This is a genomic window from Maribacter arcticus, from assembly GCF_900167935.1.
In the GTDB taxonomy this organism is placed as follows: Bacteria; Bacteroidota; Bacteroidia; order Flavobacteriales; family Flavobacteriaceae; genus Maribacter; species Maribacter arcticus.
In genome coordinates this window covers 166,021-187,650 of the sequence record NZ_FUYL01000005.1, presented here as the reverse complement: position 1 = coordinate 187,650, position 21,630 = coordinate 166,021, and the positions used below count along the sequence as shown (strand labels likewise).

Here is a 21,630-nt window from a genome sequence, read left to right as displayed (position 1 = left end):
TATAAAAAACTAGTTTATGAGCAAGACAATATCAATTATCTTCATAGCTATTGCAGTAGCTTTAATTGCCTATAACGTAACGATGGTAGATTTTGCCAATCCGTTTGAGAAAGATAGTACCATTGCACTTATTGGTATTATGGCTTCTTTATGTGCCATAATACTACTTTTGGTTTTTGTGACAAGCAAAAAGATTCAAGATAAAATAAATAAGGATTAATTATTAGCTTTGATTAAGCTAGATTCTTGTTGTTGCACTACATTACTATCCAATTCTAATACTTTCTGAAGCATAGGGTCTTCATCTGCCTTAATCTTCGCATGTATATTAGTATTGAACAATTGCTCAGCAATGCTTGCCTTTAAAAACCGCTTTATGCTTTGTTCATGGTCATAGAAATTCATCCTTAAATTTCTATTTACAGAATACTCTACGAATTTTTCAAAAAGTATATCATCAACTTTAAAATCGTTCACATACTCTTCTTGTGAATAGTTCGCATATCTATCACGATCTTCTTCTAAGTGTTCAAATACAAAAAAGGATAAGAAGCCCAAGTTGTCCATACTCTCAACAGCCTCTTCCTCATTACTACCAATAGGCACAAATACATCGGGAATTATTCCTCCTCCGCCATAAACAACCTTTCCTTTAGGAGTCACAAATTTTAAAGAATCTGCTACTTTGATACTATCCACTGAAACCATTTCGCCACTATGAAACCTGTCTGTAAAGCGTTGGTAGTAATCTTTAGTACCGTTGGCATATGTTCTTTGAATACTGCGCCCAGTAGGAGTATAATACCTCGAAACTGTTAATCGTACGGCCGAACCATCACCTAGTGCCATTTCACGTTGAACCAATCCTTTACCGAATGAACGACGACCTACAATTGTTCCAATATCATTGTCTTGTAACGCCCCTGCAACGATCTCACTTGCTGACGCAGACCTTTCATTTATAAGAACATAGATGGGTTTATCTTCAAAACTACCTTCATCAGTAGCAAAACTCTTATTTATCTTGCCTTTCTTATTCTTGGTGAACAATATAAGTTTACCATCTTCTAAAAACTCATCGGCCATCTCTTCTGCCATTCCTAAATAGCCACCTGGATTATCACGTAAATCGAGAACCAATTTTTTCGCCCCTCTTTTTTGTAAATCAACTAGTGAATTTTTAAATTCCTTATAGGTCGATTCGGCAAAACGATTCACTTTTATGTAACCTATATCTTTAGTCAACATATAAAAAGCTTCTACACTTTTTAATGGCACTACACCACGTTTAACCTTAACATTGAACGTTTTGTTTTCTGCTTTTCTAAATACCTTAAGGTTGACCGTGGTACCTTCTTTACCTTTTAGCTTTTCGACAATCGTTTCACTTTGAAAATCTTTTCCGTACAACGTATCGTTATCTGCCATTAAAATACGGTCACCTGGTAAAATACCCTTTAAAAAACTTGGGCCATCTTTTACTGTTTTAATAACGGTGATTGTATCTTTATAAGCATAGAAATTTACCCCAATACCTACAAAATCACCTTTCATGTTTTCAGATACGCGATCCATTTCTTTCTCTGAAATGTATACCGAATGTGGATCTAGCTTTTCGAGGATACTATTTACCGTAACATCAACAATACTATCTGTGTTAACATCATCTACATATTCATAATCGATATAATCAATAAGTCTATTGAGTTTATCCTTTTTAGAATTAGTAGAGAAAAGTCTTTCTGGTGAATCATTAAAACTAAGTTTTCCTCCTATAAAAAACCCAACAGCGATAGCCGAGGCAATTATTAAGGGCATTAGAAAACTATTTTTCTTGTTCATCATTAGTTCAAACGTTAGATAGTAACATTTATTTCTGGCATATGCTCCAATTCAACTCCCGCCTTTTCCAAGAATTTTAATCCAGAATCATCTTTATAACCAATCTGATACACTACACGTTTAATGCCAGACTGATGAATTAACTTACTGCATTCTCTACAAGGGGACAATGTTATATAAAGCGTAGCACCTTGGCACGATTGTGTAGAACTCGCTACCTTAAGAATAGCATTGGCTTCGGCATGTAAGACATACCATTTTGTATAACCTTCATCATCTTCACAAAAATTTTCAAAACCAGTAGGTGTGCCATTATAGCCATCGGAAATTATCATTCTATTTTTAACGATGATAGCTCCTACTTGCTTTCTCTTACAGGAAGACAGTTTACCCCACTCCTTAGCCATTCTTAAATAGGCCCTGTCGTATTTCAATTGTTTTTCTCTCTTCATTCTTCTAGCTTTTCAAAAGCTTAATCCACTAAGGTACCTGCTTTGTAAGGCAAGGACAATATCTTAGGCTAAAATTTAACAATCTTAAAATGGAAACGTTTGATATAATAACGGTATTGTAATCAACATTATTAAGATACTACCTACGATAACGAACAAACTTTGTTTTACATGAAACATTATTTGAACAATATAAGCCAGTACAAGAACCAATAAAACGATGACCACTTGTGAAATTTCTATACCAGCAGCAAAACCGAATAATGGCCCCAATTTTTCATTAGTTCCCATTATCATCATTTTGAAATAATTTGAAAATCCGAAACCATGTATTAATCCGAAGAAACCAGTTGCCAATGCATGAAACCATATGGTCTTTGTTCCTTTTTGCACTTTCTTATCTATTAAGTTATAGATGGCAGTACATAAAATGGTTACAGGAATCAAAAACTCTATCCAACTAGCATCAATATGCATTATTTCATAAACAGATACTACTAAAGCTAAACAATGGGTGATGGTGAAAACCGTTGACAAAAGCAATACATTTTTCCAACTTTTAAATGCAAAGGGAAGTGCTAATGCAGATAAAAATAATATATGGTCATAGGCATTGACATCTAATACGTGATGTAAGCCCAATTGTATATAAAACCAGAATTCTTCCATAATAAGAGTTATTATAAGTCTCCAATTAATTTAAACCTCGCTCTTTCTGAATAGTCTCGTATGCCGTTTGCACTTGTTTAAATTTTTCTTCGGCACCTTTTTTAATAGCCTCATCTTGAGTATTCACACGATCTGGATGATACTTTTTGGCCATTTCCCTGTAAGCCTTTTTAACTTCTGCATCTGTTGCCGATTTTGGAACATCCAATATTTTATAGGAGTTATTGGCAGATTTTACGAACATTGCCTTAATACTGTCAAATTCATTTAATGGCACTCGAAGGTAACCAGCAATTTCCCGTATTTTTTGAATTTCAGGATTACTAATGGTGCCATCTGCTTGTGCGATACCGAATAAAAAGTGAAGCAACTGTAAACGAACCTCATATCGGGTACGTTGTGCTAAAAATGTACATACTCGTTGTGCGGATATTTCACCCTTTTTATTAATTTCATTGAAGCTTCTAAAAATAGCATTGGCTTTATCTTTACCATAAGTGCTTACAAAATACTGACGCACGTAATCCATTTCAGATTGACTCACTTGTCCATCTGCCTTTATAACAATAGAGCATAACGAAAGTAAATTCAATTCAAAATCTGCGGGCGAGACATTAGCTCTTGTATAATCTTGAAAGACTGAACGTGCATTACTTTTATTATTGCCAAAAAAACCATCTATAATACTCCCTGCAAAAAATCCTAAAACTGCTCCAGACAGTCCTCTTAAAAAAAAGCCTACAACGGCTCCCAACCATTTAATCATTTCGTGTTCTCAATTTCGCCAAAGATAAAATATTACAAATAGAAAGTAAGGCCAATGAAAAGTTAAGGTGTGAAGCACCTCTACGACTAATTGGTTATCTTTGTAATAGATTAATTTAAATATAACATTATGTACCCTGCAGAATTAGTAAAACCAATGAGAGATGATCTGGCCTCTGCCGGATTTGAAGAATTATATACAGCAGATGCAGTAGCAAATGCCATCAAAAAAGAAGGAACTACTTTGGTAGTTGTAAATTCTGTTTGTGGTTGTGCAGCAGCAAACGCAAGGCCTGCAGCCAAAATGAGCTTGCAGAATAGCAAAAAACCAGATTATGCTGTTACGGTATTTGCTGGTGTAGATAAAGAAGCTGTTGATGCGGCAAGAAATCTTATGGTTCCTTTTCCTCCATCATCTCCTTCAATGGCATTATTTAAAGATGGTGAGTTAGTTCATATGATTGAACGTCACCATATTGAAGGAAGGCCAGCTGAAATGATAGCTCAAAACTTGGCACAAGCTTACGACGAGTTTTGCTAGAATTTATTTAGCATAAAATAATAGTCTTAAAAAACCGCTCTTAATAGAGCGGTTTTTTATTTTTGCAATATGCAGAAGTTGATTTCTTACCTCATAACACCCGTATTTTTCATAGCCTTTGGCCTCTGCCTGCTTATATTTCATCCGTTACAATGGCTGGGATTTAAACTTTTTGGATACTCTGGCTTAAAACCAGTAGTCAGTAAGCTCAACTTTTGCTTAATGCGATGTACCAATATATTGGGCACTACATATAGGTTCACTAACAATCATGATTTACCCACAAATAGGCCACTAATAATCGTCACGAATCATCAGAGCATGTACGACATTCCACCATTAATTTGGTACATGCGTAAACACCACCCTAAATTTGTCAGTAAAAAAGAATTAGGAAAAGGTATACCAAGCGTATCCTTCAATTTAGTTCATGGTGGTTCTGTTTTAATTGATAGAAATGATGGTAAATCTGCCATAATGGAAATAGGAAAACTTGGCTCCTATATTGAAAAGCATAACAGGAGTGCCGTTATTTTTCCAGAAGGAACAAGAAGTAGAGATGGTCATCCAAAACCATTTAAACCTATGGGCTTGAAAATGCTTCTTAAAAAAGCACCATCTGCATTAATAGTGCCTGTAAGCATCAATAATTCTTGGAAATTAGTACGGTTTGGTCAATTTCCGATGGGCTTAGCCGCAAAAGTTAGTTTTGATGTACAACAGCCTATTGAAAATAAGGGCGATTTAGATGAACTTATCGTTCAAATAGAATCTTCAGTAACTAATGGCGTAACCAGCTTTAAATGACAAACTCTGAGATTATAGAGGAGACTATCGTCTTTGTTAAAGAAACCTTGCTAAATGCAGAAGGAGGCCACGACTGGTTTCATATACAGCGGGTATTCAACAATAGCATTCTGATTTCTAAAGAAGAGGATGTGAATGTTTTAGTAGTGAGTCTCGGAGCATTACTTCATGATATTGCAGATGCAAAATTTAATGATGGCGACGAATCATTAGGCCCTAAAATGGCTGAAAATTTTCTGTTTTCTATAAATGTACCAATAGAGACTATTAACCACGTCGTTAAAATTATAAAATTCAGTTCTTTTAAGGCTGGATTGAGCGATGGTAAGATAAAAAAGAAACTATTTACATCGAAAGAGCTGCAAGTTGTACAAGATGCAGACCGATTAGATGCTATTGGTGCAATAGGAATAGCACGCGCGTTTAATTATGGTGGATTCAAAAACCGAATGCTTTATGACCCTAGTACTCCACCAAATCTTGATATGACCAAAGAGGAGTATAAAACTTCTACAGCACCGACTATTAATCATTTCTACGAAAAGTTACTCTTACTAAAAGGTAAAATGAATACCGAAACAGGTAAGCGTTTAGCTGAAGAAAGACACCAATACATGTTAGATTACCTAGAGCAATTTTATTATGAGTGGAATCCATTATCATTTAAAAAACATTCATAGAACTTGTTTTGAATTTTAAATAAAAAATTAAATTATAAAAAAAGGGGTTCAATATACATATTGAAACCCTTTTTAAGTCTTACAAGTGTGTAATTATTTCTGTGGTAACTCTCTGGTTAACCAACCTCTTCTACTTGCAGTTGCAATAGCATAAGGTGTAATCCAGAATAAGCCGAAAGTATATAACACACTATATGAATATGCCCAGAAAGATTCTATTAAAGTATATCTTTTAGCGTAAAAAATCACTGGAAAAGTTGATAACACCATTATGCTTACGAACGTTGAGCTTATGAATAATAATGGATGTGTAACTACAAATACCAACATGAACAATACGAATGGGTAACAAAGTACTATTCTTGAAAATTGGCTAAAGAATAATAATCTTGTTCCTGCTTTTGGACCTTTTCTAAAGTTTGTGAAAACGTATTTAGACATTTGAATATTCTCACGAACATTACTTCTACCCCATCTAATAAACATTTTGTATAACCCTTGATATTTTTCAGGCACATTGGTATAAGCGTATGAATTTCTTTGAAAAAGAACATGAAATCCTTGTCTTAAAATCATGTTGGTCATAGCTCTATCTTCACCAATATCTGAAGGCTGACCCATAAATGTTTGATTAATCCAATCATCTAAACAAGCGAATACAGCTGTGGCTCTATATGCTGCTAAAGCACCAGGAGTACATAATACCGAATTCAAAGTACTTTCAGATGAACGAACAAACTCAAAACTAAGTGCAAAACTTACATCTAGCATCTTAGGTAGAATTCCGCTCTTATTATTTAATACGCGAATATTACCTGCAACTGCTCCACAATTCTTATCAACTATGAAAGGGCTAACTAAGTTTCTAAGCGTATCCTTATCTACTATGGAATCACTGTCAACAGTAACGAAAATTTCACCAGTACCTTCTTTAAAGCCCCTGTATAAAGCATGACGTTTACCTATATTCTTTGGTTGTTGACAAATAGAAACACGGTCACCCAATTCTTTTTTTGCCTCTAACATCCAATTCCAAGTGTCATCTTTACTGCCATCATTAATAGCCAATAACTGAACCTTATGTTCTGGATAATCACTTTCTGCCAAACTTTTTAACGTTGCCCAAACTTGTTTTCCTTCATTATAAGCTGGTACAATTACGGTAACCGTTGGCAATTCTTCATTTGACACTGATGGTATTGCTTTATATTTTAAAAATCTTATAAAAGTGTATATGAAGAAGCTTAGTTTGAAAATAAAAAACACTACAGCCACTACCATAAAAATTAAGCCGATTAAAGTGCTTCGTCTTTCTAAATGTAACTGCGTAAAATCGTTTTGTAAAATATAAGCTAGATAAGCTGAACCGAACATTAGCACAAATGTGCTTCCCATTACAAAAATACCCCAAGCATTGGCGTTTTCTATTAGGTGTCCGATTTTAGCGAAAAAAGATTTCTTTTTGGTGATGGTATTTTTCTCTTTAGCGGTATTCAATTCGTTTTTGGTAGTATTCTTGGTTTTCATAAATGGTTCTACTATTTATTACATTCCACCTATGTACGTGCATAGTTGTTCTTTGGACGTTCTTTGAACGTTCATTTAACAAAACTTTTAAAATAATTTACCCCCTTCAACTAATGCATAAAATTCAATCTAGAAACAACACTTTTTTTGATTGAATTTTTCAACTTATTTGTAATATTCTTCTAGTTATCATGCGCTTATGCTGATAATTTAAGAAATTGAACTTTTTAGCATACATTTAAAAATTAAACCAACTAACTATGAAAAGTATATTTCTTCTACTTGTTTTAACTATTTCAATCAGCTACGGCCAAACCGATGAAGAATCGATTATTTCGCTTCTCGAAAGAGAATCTTCAACTTGGCGTTCTGGTGATATTGAAGGCCATGCAAATTGCTGGTCAATTAAGTCCTACAGTAGAATATTCGTATCGACACCAGATGGAAATAGTATTGATGTACCACCAGAAATGATGATCAATCCTCCAGCAAATATGATGGGTAACGGTGGGACATCAAAAAATACCAATTACAAAATGAATGTTAGCGGTGATAATGCCTGGGTAAGTCATGATGAAGAATCAACCACCAAAGAAGGAGTTATCACGTATACCTACGAAATTCGTATGTTAGAAAAAATTGGTGGAGAATGGAAGTTAGTTGGCCAGTCTATTCACCCTCGTAAAATGGAGTGATTTTAAAACAATTTCATTTGTCCATCTTTAAAAGGTTGATGTAATTCGGTGTTAAGTTTAGGAAACTTTTTATCAATAAAATATAAATGCTTTGCCAAACGGACCATGTCGTGAATTTGGGTTGCAATTTTACCTTCTCCTCTACCCCGAATACCAAACCTACTATCGCTTAAGGTACCACCATGGCACTCTTGTATTTGATGCAATACTTTGTCTGCTCTATCTGGAAGTGCTTTTTTTATCCAATCGGTAAATATTTCGCCGATTGCTCCATTTAGGCGCACCATGGTAAAAGTCATTGAAAACGCTCCATTTTCAGATACTGCCTTAGCTAAATTTAGAATTTCATGACTATTTATTCCTGGAATGATTGGCGCTAACATCGCATTTACAGGAATACCTTCTGAAGACAGAACACGCATAGCCTCTAATCGTTTTTTAATCGTGGTAGTTCTAGGCTCTAATATTCTTCTCGTTTTTTCTGAAAGTGAAGTAACTGAAATATTAACTCCGATTAATCCGTGATTATTCAATTCTTTTAGAATATCTAAGTCACGCAGTATCAATGTATTTTTAGTAATAATACCTACCGGATGTCTATATTTAAAGAATACCTCTAAGCATTTTCTAGTTAGTTGAAATTCCTTTTCAGCAGGCTGATAACAGTCTGTGTTACCCGATAAAACGATAGTACATGCTTTCCAGCTTTTGCTTTTTAGTTTGGCTTCTAATAATTTTGGCGCATCATGTTTTACTAAAATTTTGCGTTCAAAATCAAGCCCTGCACTGTAACCCCAATACTCATGTGAATTTCTAGCATAACAATATATACAACCATGTTCACAACCTTGATACATGTTCATGGAGTAACTCATACCGATATCAGTACTAGTAACTTTGTTGACTATTGTTTTAGGAAATATAGGAATGTACTGAGTTTTGTTGGTATCCGCAGATTCACCTTCCAATCTACAAAACTCCAAAAAATCATCACGGCTTTCGTAGCTATATGCTGAAAATTTATTGTCGGTATTTTGTTGGGCACCTCTACCCTTAATAAAAGAATCAGAATTCATTATTAGGATTTATTCCAAAATTATGGAAATAATCCTAATAATGATGTTATTTAACAGCTACTTGTACTAATTGCTTTTTAGTTCCTCTTTTGGCGTAGAATACTAATTCATCTTTCAAATGGTCAATATAGGGCACTGAAACCATTAAAGGTAGTCGCGCTTCAGTGTCATCAATAACCTTGCTGTAGGTCATATGACCCTGTTCATCTAATCGAATTAGGAAAACATTTCTATTTCTACTCAACCCCTGTTTAAACATGATTCTATCATCGCCTAACAGCTGTGGGTTCTCTGCCGATGTACTTATAAAAAAGTATGTAGTATCATCTTTTGTATACGCACTATAGGAAGCATATGCTCCATCGCCTTGGGTAACTTCGGTTTTATTAATGTTTCGAGCCCATACTAAATCTCCTGTCGAACTTAATTTTGCGCTAATGATGTCATTATGGTGATACCTAGTCACCAGTACACGACCACCACTTGTGTTAGATTGTATACTCGAACTTGTAAAATACTCCTCTGCATTAAAAAGAATGTTACCGTCTTTGGTGACATCCATTCCTTTAAAAACTAAATCTTTTATCGCTTTATCATCTTCCCTACCAAATTTATCCAGCATAAACTGTTCTGAAAAAGGATTAAACTTACTCGTCTCCATTTCTAAAGAAATAGGGTTTAATTTGAAGTAAGAAATTCCGTTATAGCGATTATCCTTTCGGTCAGCATAAAACCCGATACATAGTAATTCATTACCCTTAAAAATAGGCTTCAGCGCTTCTGGAAATTTATTGGGAGTATAGAAAGATTGAACACTTCGGCTATCTTTCGAGATGCGAACCATTTCATATTGAAATTTACGTTCTGTAGCATTAAACCGTTTCTTTTTAAAGTAAGCTTTACCTACAAGGTAAACGTTTTGTAAATCTTTTGAAAATAGGATATTCTCGAAGGCATAGTTCTTTTCTTCAACCTCATCAGAAAAGTCATGCTCCATCAATTTAGTCAAGTTTGAATTGAACACATGAATTGTATGCTGATCAACCTTTTTCTTCTTGTAATGCGTTGTAATAGCAAATGCCGATTTATCATCATTGAAAAGAACCGATGTTGTAAATCCTGAGGAGAAATTTCTATTATAAAAATTTCTATCTAATGGCTGTTCTACTGGGTCAGACTCAATTGACAGAATAGTCTCTTTTGTAAACTGAAATTGAGAAAACGGACTTCTATGTACCTCGTACTGGTAGCTTTTATCGCTATAACTATATTCTAAAAACAATAAATATACTTGTCCATTACTTACATAGGCATCAATAAAATTGGCATCCTTAAGTTTATAATTATATTCAGATATAAGCTCAAGACTCTTATTATAATGTTCAATAAAATACCCTTTAGGGCGTAAAATAATTCCTGTATAATAGGCACGAACGACTACAGTACCTTCATTGCCATCATCTGCAATGGCCAACATATTAGAATACCGATATTTATCATTGAATTTTTCACCAATTGTATAGGTAACTGGCTCTTCTTGTGCGAAAACGCTCAATGAACCAATAACTAATAGAAATAAAAAAATACTACGATTCAACATAACCGATTTGGTTTATGTCATGAACCTGGAAAATTTGCTTTTCTCTTTTCTAAAAAAGCGGTAGTACCTTCGGTAAAATCTTCAGTTCCGAAACAAGCACCAAAAGCTTCAATTTCCTGCTCATAACCATTTACAGTATTCTTAAAACCAGCATTTACTGCTTTTATTGCATAAGAAATGGCTACGGATGAGTTATTAGTAATCTTCGAGATAATCTTATGGCATAATGGCAACAATTCTTCTTGTGTAGTTACATGATTGACCAAACCGTATGAATATGCTTGTTCTGCAGTTATCATACCTGCGGTCATAATCATTTCCATTGCCCTGCCCTTGCCGACTAACTGAGGTAAACGCTGCGTACCTCCATAACCAGGTATTACGCCTAGAGAAACCTCAGGTAGTCCCATTTTAGCATTATCACTGGCCACTCTAAAGTGACAGGCCATTGCCAATTCTAAACCACCGCCTAAAGCAAAACCATTAACTGCAGCAATTACCGGAGTCGATAAATTTTCAATAAAGTCAAATAGCTTCTTTTGTCCTTTGGCGGCCAATTTTTTTCCTTCTTTTACTGAGAAATCTGAAAACTCTGAAATATCTGCACCAGCTACAAACGCCTTCTCACCACTACCTGTTAGAATTATTGCTTTAACTTTTTTATCTTTTTGTAATTCTTTAAAAGCATCTTGTAATTCATCAATGGTTGCTTTATTTAGTGCATTTAACTTATTAGGACGATTAATAGTTACAATTGCCGTTGATAATTCTCTTTGAATAAGTATGGTTTCGAAAGACATATTCTGATTTTTTATTGATTATTTTTCTATTTTAATTTTCCTTCGGAAACTTTACACAAAACACCGTACCCTTGCCCAATTGCGAGGTGAAATTTATAGTGCCTTTATAGGTTTCCACAATATTCTTAACCATACCCAGACCTAACCCCATGCCACTGGTTTTAGTCGTGAACTTAGGTTCAAATATTTTTTCTTCGTTCTCTTTTTCGATACCAATACCATTATCAGCTACAGACAGTTTAACCATATTACCTTCAGAAGCTACAGACACTAAAACTCTTGGTGATTTTACATCAGGTACCGCTTGTATGGCATTCTTAACCAAATTAGTCACTACCCGTATTAACTGAGTACGGTCTAATTTCGCTATTATCTCCTCTTCATCTGCTATAAAATGTATGTAATCTTCATTAAAAATATCTAAAGCCAACTTCACAATTTTCACCACATTTAAGGTCTCATTTTGTTGGGCTGGCATTTCCGCAAAATTAGAAAAAGCCGAGGCAATGCTACTAAGAGTGTCGATTTGCTGTATTAACGTACTTGAGTATTCTTTGACCTTTTCTTGAATTTTAGGATCCTGAGGGTCGAATTTACGCTCGAAACTCTGCACGCTCAAACGCATGGGGGTCAACGGGTTTTTAATTTCATGAGCTACTTGTTTTGCCATTTCACGCCAAGCTTGCTCTCTTTCACTTCTAGCCAACTTTGCAGCACTATGCCCCAGCTCATCAATCATTCCATTATAGGCAGAAATAAGCTTTTCGATTTCTTCCCCAGGATTATCTATAATAATCTTTTTGTTTTGCTTATTCAAATTGGTACGCCCCATCATATCCGAAATAGTCTCCAAAGAACGGGTGATGTATTTTGAAATGAAAAACGCAAATAAAATAGCAATGAGTAGCATGAAGAGATATACGCCAGACAAGCGAATTAAAAATTCTTTCAGCTCATAATCATTAAACGAATTGTCTTCGAAATAAGGCAGGTTGAGTATACCAATTGGCTTAAACTTTTGGTCTGCGATATAGGTAAATGATGCTTGGTACTTATCGCCTGCCAACGCATTTTCACGCACATATCGTTTATCAGGACTTATTTCTAATTTGTTCAATACCTCAGCATCTAAACACATAGATATAGAATCGTTTGCAAATTTTGGTCTCGAACTTTTTATGAGTTGACCATCTAAACTATAAATATTAAAATTCATGTTTTGCACTACGGCAATTTCATAAATTTCATTTTTAAAAATAAGGTCTAGGTTTTCGGTCGTTACCGGATACGTTGTTTTCTGAATGGCAAGGTCAATACTTTGGCGTATTTGCTCCTCTTTACGCTCCATTCTATTCTCATGGTAATCTTTAGATTGCTCGCGGTATTGATACACCGTTACCCCAGCAATTAATACTGATGCGATAAGCACCAAAAATATCATGGCGAAAAAAATACGGGACCGTAAAGATATTCTTGTTAACAAGATTCTGTTATTTCGTCTAAAGTTAACAAATATCGCACCAAAAAAGTTTTTGTAAAATATAGTTATAATTGAAAGCTATTAATACTGAAAAATGTTGCGCTCTATTAATTAAGCCTCCGGATTCTTTTTCCGTATGCTCTTGTACAATTTAATACCCAACATGAGTAGAATCCCCAAAACTATGATTCCTACGACTCCAAAAATCCAATTAAAAGAATGTTTTAAGATCACCAAGAAAACAATCGCGAAAAGTATAAGAGTAGCACCCTCGTTCCAAATACGCATATAATTAGATGTATAATTGATTTCATCACGTTGAAATTTCTTGAAAATTTGATGGTTTTTTAAATGATAGAGAATTAATAATAATACGAAACCTAGTTTAACGTGCATCCATGGTTGTGTTAACCAACCAGGGTAAATAACTAAAAGCCATAAAGCAAAAATAGTGGCCAATATCGCAGAAGGCCAAGTAATAATGAACCAAAGCCTTTTGGCCATCAGTTTCAATTGCTTAGAAAGAATCTCCTTTTCAGGAGAAGGTTTTTGATTGGCTTCAATATGATAAATGAATAACCTAGGAATATAAAAAAGCCCTGCAAACCACGTAATTACGAAGATGAGATGCAGGGACTTTATATAATTGTAATATTCGCTCATAATATGCTAAGTTCAAGCTCAAAGTTAGCAAAAGCGTATAGATTCTATATTATAATCTTAAAGCGCCAATACCAGCTTCCCACAATACTTTATTATATGCAGGAATAGCGGTGTTGATGAATTGATTACCTCTTGATTTTAAGCCAACCCATTGCGCATCTAATTCTACCTTGCGGTCTTTGCTTGCCTTGTTTAATCTTGGTATAGTACTACTGGTCTGATTGATCATAAATATGTATTCTGCTGAAAATTTATTTGGAAAATTTTCCACATCATCATAGGCTTGAGATTTACGTTGAACCATATCTTCATCCCACGATTTCATGTCGGCAAGTAATTTTTCGCCTTCTTTTTTAACATCAGGATCCGAAACCTCTTTCAACATCTCTTTTAGATTTCCCTGAACTGCATGCAATTGATTAATCATGTTATGCATTTTGGTTAACTCTTGTTCGGTAGTTGTCATAAAAGCATCATATTCTTCATATTGACCAGACATCGTTTCGTACGTAGGCAACTCCTTAATTATTCCCGTAGTAGAAACCGTTTGCCCATCGACCATTAATTTAAAAGTATATGTGCCTGGAGATACGCTATGACCGCCAAATCCTGCTTCAATATAAACCCCTGGTATTCCCGGCATAATTGGATACTCCATATCCCACACAAAACGGTTCAAGCCTTCTTTTTTACTAAGCAATGGAGCCGGTGGAGCACCACCACCATTATGTGGCTTATATGTTGGGTCTTTTTCTGAACTTATTGTTCTAATAGTTTTCCCTTTCGAATCTAAAATATCTAGCGTTATTACCGTACTATCCTTAAGCTTCGGAAGCTCATAATATAATACCACGCCGTTTGCCGGGTTTATACCATCAAAAGTGTCACTGCCTTTAAACTTATCTGAATTACCATTTAATGGGCTACCCCAAGAACCATTATACGTATCTTTAGGTTTTAATAGCTGAAGTCCTTTTTTAGAAGGTTGGTATTGACTTAAAGCTATAACATCATCAAGAATCCAAAATGACCTACCAGAAGTGGCGACTACCATATCACCCTTATGCATTTTCAAATCCGTGATTGGAGTCATCGGTAAATTTAATTGAAAAGGCTCCCAAGTTTTGCCACCATTCCATGATGCATATATTCCCTTTTCAGTACCTGCATACAACAGGTCCTTTTTAAATTCATCTTCTCGAACTACGCGTGTAAAAGCACCATAAGGAAGACCGTTGTTTATAGCAGTCCACGATTTACCATAGTCTGTCGTTTTATATAACCCAGGCGTGTAGTCATTGAACTTATATCTTGTTGTAGCGATATAAGCAGTTGCTGGGTCATGCGGAGATACTTCAATAGCATTGATTAAACATTCCTTTAATCCTTTAGGCGTCACATTTTCCCATGATTCACCTCCGTTTTTGGTCAAGTGCACCAAACCATCATCACTCCCTGTCCAGATATGCCCTTTTTCATGTGGAGATTCTAATATATACGCAAGTGTTCCATAATTTTCGGCACCTACCGCTTCGTTGGTATAAGGTCCGCCACCATTACCTTGTTTTTCATCAATATCACGCGTTAAATCTGGAGAAATCTTATCCCAAGTTACCCCCATATCTCTTGTTCTAAACACATATTGAGCACCGTGATAAAAAGTTCCAAGCTCATGTGTTGAAGCTATAATCGGAGCATTCCAATTAAACAAATACCGCATGTTTCTAGCCTCGCGACCCAAATATTGAATCGGCGCTTGCATTATTTGAGTAGAAGATTTTGATACCATATCCATTACCTCTACAGTACCTAAATATTGACCACCCATTACATAACGTGGGTTATCTGGGTCAAAAGCCAAAAATGCACTTTCACCACCTGCAGAATCCGTCCAATCTCTGGTAGTTATACCTCCACTGCCAGTAGAAAGACTAGCAATCTTTACAGACGCATTATCTTGCTGACCGCCATAAATATTATATGGAAACAAATTATCTACACTGATTCTATAAAACTGTGCTGTAGGCATATTGCTTTGCGTTGACCATGTTTTTCCGTAATCAAAAGAAACAGCAGCCCCACCGTCATCTGCTAAAACCATATTTTTTGAGTTGTTAGGATTAATCCATAAATCATGTGTATCGCCATGGGCAACCTCAACATTTTTCCAAGTTTTACCACCATCCTCAGAACGAAGTGCCGGGGCACTTAACACATACACGGTATCTTCATCATTAGGGTCTACAAAAACTTCAATGTAATACCAAGCACGTTGCACCAAACGATTATCGCCACTTATCATAGACCAAGATTCCCCAGCATCATTAGATACAAATAAGCCTCCTTTATCGGCATCTGAATCACTCTCAATTAAAGCATACACTTTATTTGAATTTGATGGGCTTACGGCAATTGCCATCTTCCCTTTTTCCTCTGGAAGGCCTTTGTGTATTTTTTTCCAAGTATTTCCACTATCAGTAGATTTATACAGTCCGCTACCCGCACCACCACTAACGACCATATTTGGCTTTCGTTGGTGTTCCCACATCGCAGCATACATAATTTCAGGATAATTAGCGTCCATAGAAAGCTCAGACGCACCCGTTAGTTCATTTACAAAAAGGGTATTCGTCCAAGTCTTACCACCATCGATTGATTTGTACACTCCACGTTCTGGATTGCCTTCAAAAAGAGCCCCTTGTGCAGCGACATAAACGATATCTGGATTTGTTGGATGTATGATTATTCGGGAAATATGTTGGGTTTTTTCAAGGCCAATTTTTTTCCATGTATTTCCAGCATCTGTAGATTTATAAACTCCGTCACCATACGAAGTCATAACACCTCTCGGTGCATGCTCACCCATACCTACATAGACTATATTCGGATTAGATGCAGAAACAGACACTGCCCCTACGGAACCTAATTCAAAAAATCCATCAGATACATTTTCCCATCGTTGACCGGCAGATTCAGTTTTCCATAGTCCGCCGCCTGTGGTTCCCATATAATAGGTCATTGGGTCACCAATAACTCCGGTTGCTGTTACAGAGCGACCACCTCTAAACGGACCAATATTTCGATATTTTAAAGGTTTAAAATAATCATTTGCTGTTTGTGCAAAGGTAAATGTGGTCATAAAGACCACTAGCAATGATACTAGTTGCTTTTTCATATAGTGTGATGTTTGATTGTTCTTTTATTACGTTCTGAATTGAATAAAAAAACCTCTCTAGAAGTAGAGAGGTTTTTTTAGAGTACTTATTTGCTGTCGTCGATAAACAAATAATTCAATTCTAATGTATTAAATGCTGCGTTAAATTCTAGTAGTTCTGATGAAATTACATTATCGAATATTTTAAGCTCCTTGTTTATTTTAGCGGTCAACTCATTCTTTACCTCAATATCTTGCTCTGTAGGCGGAAAATCGTCAATAGACACTAAGCTATTTAAATGACCTAATTTGTTGGTCAATTTAATTGGAAAATTCAATGGGTCTTGACCACTTCTATTCTGAGTTTGATACAATGCCTTTTCCACCTCACCCAACTTATCTTTCATTGCCTTAGCCTTTTCTACAAGATCCTTAGTTCTTTCATCATCCTTATACTGTTCAGTAAACGCATTCAATTGTTCAGTTACATTTCTAATCTTCTTTATAGATTGATGTGCTTTTTCGATTGTTGTATTTATATCGGTAATAAAATCGAACTGATTTTGCATTTCGGCCACTGAGCTTTCTGCTCTTGGGTCTGGCAAAATGGTAAATGTTTCAGAACTAGTACTGCCGTTAACATTTAAATGAACTTTGTAATTACCCGGTACTGCTTTAGCACCGTCGAAACTGGCCCACCAAAAAATCATTCCTTCCAATTTTTCAGCTCCCTTACCACGGGTATCCCATACAAATGTGTTACCGCCCTTTTTTACTTCTAACTTTTTGTCTTTTTTCTTCGCAGACGAATTATAGTTAGCTAAAGTATCGCCAGCCATACTTGTGTACGTCAACTGAACCGTGTCCTTTTCTGTATAATTTTTAAGTAGAAAATGTGTAATTACTCCATTTTCTAAATTCTGTCCCGATGTTTTAGAAGGCTTTTTAGATGCTCTTCCTTTTGTACGATATGAATCTCTAGGCTTAAAAAGAATGGTATTTTGATTCTTTTTGCTTTCATCTAATTGGTGAAGCACTGTTAAATCATCAATAATCCATAAGCTACGCCCTTGTGTTGCAACAATCAAGTTATCATCTTTAATAGCCAAATCAGTAATCGGGACTATTGGTAAATTCATTTGAAACGGACTCCAACTAGCACCATCATTAAAAGAAACATACATACCTGTTTCTGTACCTGCATATAATAACCCTTTCTTTTTAGGGTCTTCTCTAACTACCCTAGTAAAATGTTCAGCTGGTATACCATTAGTAATTTTTGTCCAGCTTTTGCCATAGTCAGTGGTTTTGTACAAGTACGGCTGAAAGTCACCCAACTTATATCTTGTAGCAGCCACATAACACGTACCTTCATCAAAATAAGAAGGTTCAATACTATTAATCATGTTCCATTCAGGCATATTGGTTGGGGTAACATTATCCCATGTTGCGCCAGAATCTTTTGATACATGAATTAATCCGTCATCACTGCCTACCCAAAGAATACCTTCTTTCAACGGACTTTCATTCGCTGCAAAAATAGTACAGTAGTATTCTACACTGGTATTATCTTGGGTAATCGGACCTCCACTAGAAACTAATTTTGTAGGATCATTTCGAGTTAAATCGCCACTTAATACTTCCCAACTCTGACCTTCATTTTCAGTCACATGAACATAGTTAGAAAACGTATATAGTTTCTTTGGATTATGTCTGCTGAACAGAATAGGAAAATTCCATTGAAAACGATATTTCATGGCTTCTGCTCCAGCACCCATTGGGTTATCTGGCCATACATTTATACCTCTAACTGTACCTGTCTTATGATTTACTCGAGTTAAGAATCCGTCATAACTACCACCATAAACAATGTCATTATCTTTAGGATCAACAGCTATCCAAGCTGATTCACCGCCTGCAGTTTCTTCCCAATTACCATTACCAATATTATTTTCATCACTTCTATGATCTATACGCAATGTAGAGTTGTCTTGTTGCGCAACATAAATTCTATATGGAAATGAATTATCGGTAGTTACACGGTAAAACTGTGCGGTAGGCTGATTGTTATAGGTACTCCATGTTTCTCCACCATCATAAGAGATTTGTGCACCACCGTCATCACCAATAATCATACGTTGCGAATCTTCTGGAGAAACCCATAAATCATGATGGTCCCCATGTGGTGCATTAAATGTATTGAACGATTTACCTCCATCTGTAGACTTGTGATAATTTACATTTAACACATAAACCACATCTTCATCTTGTGTATCAGCATATACTCTAGTATAATACCAAGCACGTTGTCTAATTTTACGTTCTTCATTAACAACAGACCAAGTTTTACCACCATCTTCTGAACGGTATAAACCTCCCTTTTCCTTATTCTCTACAATTGCCCAAACACGTTCAGAGTTTTTTGGAGAAACTGCTACGCCGATAATCCCTAATGTATCTTTTGGAAAACCTTCGTTATTAGAAATTTCTGTCCAAGTTTCACCGCTATCCACACTCTTCCATAAAGCAGAACCATCACCACCACTAATTAAACTATAAGGTGTACGTTGTGCATGCCATGTAGAAGCATATAATATTCTTGGGTTATTAGGGTCGAAAGTTAAATCAACCGCACCCGCTTGTTCGTTTACAAATAGAACTTGTTTCCAATTTTTTCCACCATCGATGCTTTTATAAACACCACGATCTTTAGTTGGTTTATAGATATCTCCTAAAACAGCAGCATATACCGTATTATAATCTGTTGGATGCACACGAAGCCTTGGCACATGTCTACTTTTCTCTAAACCTGCGGTAGCCCACGTTTTACCACCATCTTCAGTTTTCCATACTCCATAACCTGAAGAAACATTTCCTCTTAAGGTTTTTTCGCCACCACCAACATAAATTACGTTTGGATCACTTTTGGCTACCTCAACAGCACCTATACTTCCACCGAAATATCCGTCAGAAATATTATCCCATGTACGTCCACCATCAAGGGTTTTCCAAACTCCGCCACCTGCAGCACCAAAATAAAACAAATTGGGTTCACCAGGCACACCGGTTACCGCAGCAGAACGACCTCCACGATACGGCCCTATTGAACGATATTCTAAACTAGAATAAAGTTCTTCTGGGTAGGTTGGAGTATTAATTTGTGATTTGTTCCTTCTTTGAGATAGTAAGGATAATGGCAATAGTACAAGTGCCAGCATGATGATGCTAGCCTTGGTAAGGTGCTTTTTCATTTTCTTGGTTTGATATTAGTCAATCCTAAATTAAACAAAATGTTGTGAAAATGTTGATTTTAAGGTTTTATTAGCACTTATCTACAAGCACATTTATCAAATTATCAATCAATTTATGGTTTCAATCAATATTCTTAAAAAAAGGTTCTAAAAATTCTCTTCATTGCATGCCAGCTTTTATGTCTATTCCTGAATCGAAAAATTCAGAAAAAGACATAAAAAAAGTATCCATGTAAAAAATAGTTTAACAAAATTGAAAAAAATTAACCGATATTTAAAGTATTCCTATATTTAGACGAACAAATTAACAATTATGAAATTTAGACCACTATTATTCTCTTTATCCTTATTTCTTATTCTTTTAAACGGATTACTCATTCCATCTGTTCATGCTCAATCAGGGAATTTTCTATATGGCGACCAACTACCTGATGCACCAGAATTAAGTGCAAGAGGAGAATACAAAGTAGGTGTGCAAACTATTAACCTGGTTCATAAAAATCAAGTTGATATTCTAAATTCAAAAGAAGGTAAAGACCCCTTATATGACCGACCTATTACTATTGAAATTTGGTATCCTGCATCTGTTAGTGAAGATGCTAAAACAGTCGTTTATGATGAAGTAATGGGAACAGCCGGTGATACCTTAAGACCTTTGACTCCTTTTGCCTTTAAGGGAAGAGCATACAGAGATGCAACGCCTATGACAGGCAAAGGTAAATTCCCCCTAATAGTTGTATCGCATGGTTATGTAGGCTCGCGTTATTTAATGACCTATTTAACTGAAAATTTAGCATCAAAAGGCTATATCGTAGCAGCCATAGACCATACCGATTCTACTTTTAAAGATGCTAATGCATTTCAAAGCACCCTTTTGAACAGACCGAAAGATATTCGCTTCATAATTAATGAAATGGAAAAAATTGGTGCTATAGGTTCAAAAAATAAATTAGAAAATCTTATTGACTCCAATAACACCGGCATTATAGGCTATTCTATGGGTGGGTATGGTGTTCTTAATGTTGGTGGCGCTGGATATAGCGAAGCATTTGCTGGATTCTATACCGGAATGACTGGTGGTAGCACATCTATTTCAGTGAACACTGCTAATAACGAAGAGTACAAGAAATTGGCAGATGATAGAATTAAAGCTATCGTAGCCTTTGCACCATGGGGAATGGAACGAGGTGTTTGGGATGCAGAAGGATTAAAAGGTTTAAAAACACCTACATTCTTTGTAGCAGGTAGCCAAGATGATATCTCTGGATATGAAAAGGGAATTAAGGCCATATATGAAGGAGCTGTTAATGCGGATCGTTTTTTATTGACCTATAAAAATGCACGCCACAATGTAGCACCAAACCCACCGCCAGCAGAAGCATTAGCTCTAGGGTTGCATATAGATGAGTATTACAGGTATGCGGAACCCTCTTGGGACCAACGAAAACTGAATAACATCAATCAACATTTTGTGACGGCATTTTTGGGCATCCATCTGAAAAATCAAGATTATGGCAAGTTCCTGGAACTACAAGAAAATTCTAACGAAAAAGATTGGACAGGGTTTAAGCCAAGGTCCTCCACCGGAATGGAGTTGCTACATGCTAACCCAACCAATTAATTTCTTT

18 protein-coding genes are annotated in these 21,630 nt (G+C 35.8%); 6 read left to right on the top strand and 12 right to left on the bottom strand.

From position 1 onward, the window contains the following. The first annotated feature begins 16 nt into the window (after nucleotides 1-16). Nucleotides 17-220: a hypothetical protein gene (locus B5X55_RS09665; protein ID WP_079512418.1), complete on the top strand. Its 204-nt coding sequence runs from the start codon at nucleotides 17-19 to the stop codon at nucleotides 218-220. On the opposite strand, the gene B5X55_RS09660 is transcribed toward B5X55_RS09665, so the two are convergent. From B5X55_RS09660 to B5X55_RS09645, 4 genes are all read right to left on the bottom strand, one after another. Further along, entirely contained in the window at nucleotides 217-1,842 is a 1,626-nt protein-coding gene (locus B5X55_RS09660) for a S41 family peptidase (RefSeq protein WP_079512417.1), read from the bottom strand. The two genes, B5X55_RS09665 and B5X55_RS09660, sit on opposite strands and share 4 nt — an antisense overlap. A gap of 14 nt (nucleotides 1,843-1,856) precedes the next feature. After that, complete coding sequence (locus B5X55_RS09655) at nucleotides 1,857-2,294, bottom strand: deoxycytidylate deaminase (protein WP_079512416.1); 438 nt, start codon at nucleotides 2,292-2,294, stop codon at nucleotides 1,857-1,859. 84 nt (nucleotides 2,295-2,378) lie between these two features. Then, the gene (locus B5X55_RS09650; protein ID WP_079512415.1) at nucleotides 2,379-2,963 is read right to left on the bottom strand and encodes a HupE/UreJ family protein; all 585 of its coding nucleotides are present in this window, start codon (nucleotides 2,961-2,963) and stop codon (nucleotides 2,379-2,381) included. 25 nt (nucleotides 2,964-2,988) lie between these two features. Then, complete coding sequence (locus B5X55_RS09645) at nucleotides 2,989-3,729, bottom strand: TerB family tellurite resistance protein (RefSeq protein ID WP_079512414.1); 741 nt, start codon at nucleotides 3,727-3,729, stop codon at nucleotides 2,989-2,991. A 129-nt stretch (nucleotides 3,730-3,858) separates the two neighbouring features. Between B5X55_RS09645 and B5X55_RS09640 the strand changes: the two genes are divergently transcribed. The 3 genes from B5X55_RS09640 (at nucleotide 3,859) to B5X55_RS09630 (ending at nucleotide 5,756) form a co-directional block, all read left to right on the top strand. Further along, nucleotides 3,859-4,269 carry a BrxA/BrxB family bacilliredoxin gene (locus tag B5X55_RS09640; RefSeq protein ID WP_079512413.1) on the top strand — a complete coding sequence of 137 codons (411 nt, stop codon included), beginning with the start codon at nucleotides 3,859-3,861 and terminating at the stop codon, nucleotides 4,267-4,269. Between the two features lie 69 nt (nucleotides 4,270-4,338). After that, nucleotides 4,339-5,076 (top strand): lysophospholipid acyltransferase family protein, encoded by a 738-nt coding sequence (locus B5X55_RS09635; protein ID WP_079512412.1) that lies wholly within the window; start codon nucleotides 4,339-4,341, stop codon nucleotides 5,074-5,076. After that, on the top strand, nucleotides 5,073-5,756 hold the full coding sequence (locus B5X55_RS09630) for an HD domain-containing protein (protein ID WP_079512411.1): 684 nt from the start codon (nucleotides 5,073-5,075) through the stop codon (nucleotides 5,754-5,756). Before B5X55_RS09635 ends, B5X55_RS09630 begins: the two co-directional genes overlap by 4 nt. Before the next feature lie 93 nt (nucleotides 5,757-5,849). On the opposite strand, the gene B5X55_RS09625 is transcribed toward B5X55_RS09630, so the two are convergent. Beyond that, complete coding sequence (locus tag B5X55_RS09625) at nucleotides 5,850-7,283, bottom strand: glycosyltransferase family 2 protein (protein ID WP_079512410.1); 1,434 nt, start codon at nucleotides 7,281-7,283, stop codon at nucleotides 5,850-5,852. A gap of 260 nt (nucleotides 7,284-7,543) precedes the next feature. Between B5X55_RS09625 and B5X55_RS09620 the strand changes: the two genes are divergently transcribed. Then, entirely contained in the window at nucleotides 7,544-7,978 is a 435-nt protein-coding gene (locus tag B5X55_RS09620; RefSeq protein ID WP_079512409.1) for a nuclear transport factor 2 family protein, read from the top strand. A gap of 2 nt (nucleotides 7,979-7,980) precedes the next feature. Here the strand turns inward: B5X55_RS09620 and B5X55_RS09615 are convergent, their stop codons facing one another. The 7 genes from B5X55_RS09615 to B5X55_RS09585 all read right to left on the bottom strand — a co-directional run bounded on the left by B5X55_RS09615 (nucleotide 7,981) and on the right by B5X55_RS09585 (nucleotide 20,002). Continuing rightward, nucleotides 7,981-9,054, bottom strand: a complete 1,074-nt coding sequence (locus B5X55_RS09615) for a PA0069 family radical SAM protein (protein WP_079512408.1) — start codon at nucleotides 9,052-9,054, stop codon at nucleotides 7,981-7,983. A 46-nt stretch (nucleotides 9,055-9,100) separates the two neighbouring features. After that, nucleotides 9,101-10,654 carry a hypothetical protein gene (locus B5X55_RS09610; protein WP_079512407.1) on the bottom strand — a complete coding sequence of 518 codons (1,554 nt, stop codon included), beginning with the start codon at nucleotides 10,652-10,654 and terminating at the stop codon, nucleotides 9,101-9,103. Between the two features lie 17 nt (nucleotides 10,655-10,671). Next, a complete protein-coding gene (locus tag B5X55_RS09605; RefSeq protein WP_079512406.1) occupies nucleotides 10,672-11,454 on the bottom strand; it encodes an enoyl-CoA hydratase/isomerase family protein in 783 nt (260 codons plus the stop codon). 31 nt (nucleotides 11,455-11,485) lie between these two features. Beyond that, complete coding sequence (locus tag B5X55_RS09600) at nucleotides 11,486-12,895, bottom strand: sensor histidine kinase (RefSeq protein ID WP_079512405.1); 1,410 nt, start codon at nucleotides 12,893-12,895, stop codon at nucleotides 11,486-11,488. Nucleotides 12,896-13,045: 150 nt separating this feature from the next. Continuing rightward, nucleotides 13,046-13,597, bottom strand: a complete 552-nt coding sequence (locus B5X55_RS09595; protein ID WP_079512404.1) for a CopD family protein — start codon at nucleotides 13,595-13,597, stop codon at nucleotides 13,046-13,048. Nucleotides 13,598-13,646: 49 nt separating this feature from the next. Continuing rightward, nucleotides 13,647-16,772: a VPS10 domain-containing protein gene (locus tag B5X55_RS09590; protein WP_079512403.1), complete on the bottom strand. Its 3,126-nt coding sequence runs from the start codon at nucleotides 16,770-16,772 to the stop codon at nucleotides 13,647-13,649. Nucleotides 16,773-16,858: 86 nt separating this feature from the next. After that, entirely contained in the window at nucleotides 16,859-20,002 is a 3,144-nt protein-coding gene (locus B5X55_RS09585; RefSeq protein WP_079512402.1) for a WD40/YVTN/BNR-like repeat-containing protein, read from the bottom strand. A 313-nt stretch (nucleotides 20,003-20,315) separates the two neighbouring features. Here B5X55_RS09585 and B5X55_RS09580 point away from each other — a divergent pair, with 313 nt between their 5' ends. Continuing rightward, complete coding sequence (locus B5X55_RS09580; protein WP_079512401.1) at nucleotides 20,316-21,623, top strand: alpha/beta hydrolase family protein; 1,308 nt, start codon at nucleotides 20,316-20,318, stop codon at nucleotides 21,621-21,623. Nucleotides 21,624-21,630 lie beyond the last annotated feature (7 nt).

Excerpts from the sequence above, each read along its gene's own strand:
- B5X55_RS09615 (WP_079512408.1), bottom strand. The coding sequence starts at position 9,054 with ATGAATTCTGATTCTTTTATTAAGGGTAGAGGTGCCCAACAAAATACC.
- B5X55_RS09595 (WP_079512404.1), bottom strand. The coding sequence starts at position 13,597 with ATGAGCGAATATTACAATTATATAAAGTCCCTGCATCTCATCTTCGTA.
- B5X55_RS09665 (WP_079512418.1), top strand. The coding sequence starts at position 17 with ATGAGCAAGACAATATCAATTATCTTCATAGCTATTGCAGTAGCTTTA.
- B5X55_RS09635 (WP_079512412.1), top strand. The coding sequence starts at position 4,339 with ATGCAGAAGTTGATTTCTTACCTCATAACACCCGTATTTTTCATAGCC.
- B5X55_RS09610 (WP_079512407.1), bottom strand. The coding sequence starts at position 10,654 with ATGTTGAATCGTAGTATTTTTTTATTTCTATTAGTTATTGGTTCATTG.
- B5X55_RS09645 (WP_079512414.1), bottom strand. The coding sequence starts at position 3,729 with ATGATTAAATGGTTGGGAGCCGTTGTAGGCTTTTTTTTAAGAGGACTG.
- B5X55_RS09590 (WP_079512403.1), bottom strand. The coding sequence starts at position 16,772 with ATGAAAAAGCAACTAGTATCATTGCTAGTGGTCTTTATGACCACATTT.
- B5X55_RS09650 (WP_079512415.1), bottom strand. The coding sequence starts at position 2,963 with ATGGAAGAATTCTGGTTTTATATACAATTGGGCTTACATCACGTATTA.
- B5X55_RS09620 (WP_079512409.1), top strand. The coding sequence starts at position 7,544 with ATGAAAAGTATATTTCTTCTACTTGTTTTAACTATTTCAATCAGCTAC.
- B5X55_RS09605 (WP_079512406.1), bottom strand. The coding sequence starts at position 11,454 with ATGTCTTTCGAAACCATACTTATTCAAAGAGAATTATCAACGGCAATT.
- B5X55_RS09640 (WP_079512413.1), top strand. The coding sequence starts at position 3,859 with ATGTACCCTGCAGAATTAGTAAAACCAATGAGAGATGATCTGGCCTCT.
- B5X55_RS09655 (WP_079512416.1), bottom strand. The coding sequence starts at position 2,294 with ATGAAGAGAGAAAAACAATTGAAATACGACAGGGCCTATTTAAGAATG.
- B5X55_RS09625 (WP_079512410.1), bottom strand. The coding sequence starts at position 7,283 with ATGAAAACCAAGAATACTACCAAAAACGAATTGAATACCGCTAAAGAG.
- B5X55_RS09660 (WP_079512417.1), bottom strand. The coding sequence starts at position 1,842 with ATGAACAAGAAAAATAGTTTTCTAATGCCCTTAATAATTGCCTCGGCT.
- B5X55_RS09580 (WP_079512401.1), top strand. The coding sequence starts at position 20,316 with ATGAAATTTAGACCACTATTATTCTCTTTATCCTTATTTCTTATTCTT.
- B5X55_RS09585 (WP_079512402.1), bottom strand. The coding sequence starts at position 20,002 with ATGAAAAAGCACCTTACCAAGGCTAGCATCATCATGCTGGCACTTGTA.
- B5X55_RS09600 (WP_079512405.1), bottom strand. The coding sequence starts at position 12,895 with ATGATATTTTTGGTGCTTATCGCATCAGTATTAATTGCTGGGGTAACG.
- B5X55_RS09630 (WP_079512411.1), top strand. The coding sequence starts at position 5,073 with ATGACAAACTCTGAGATTATAGAGGAGACTATCGTCTTTGTTAAAGAA.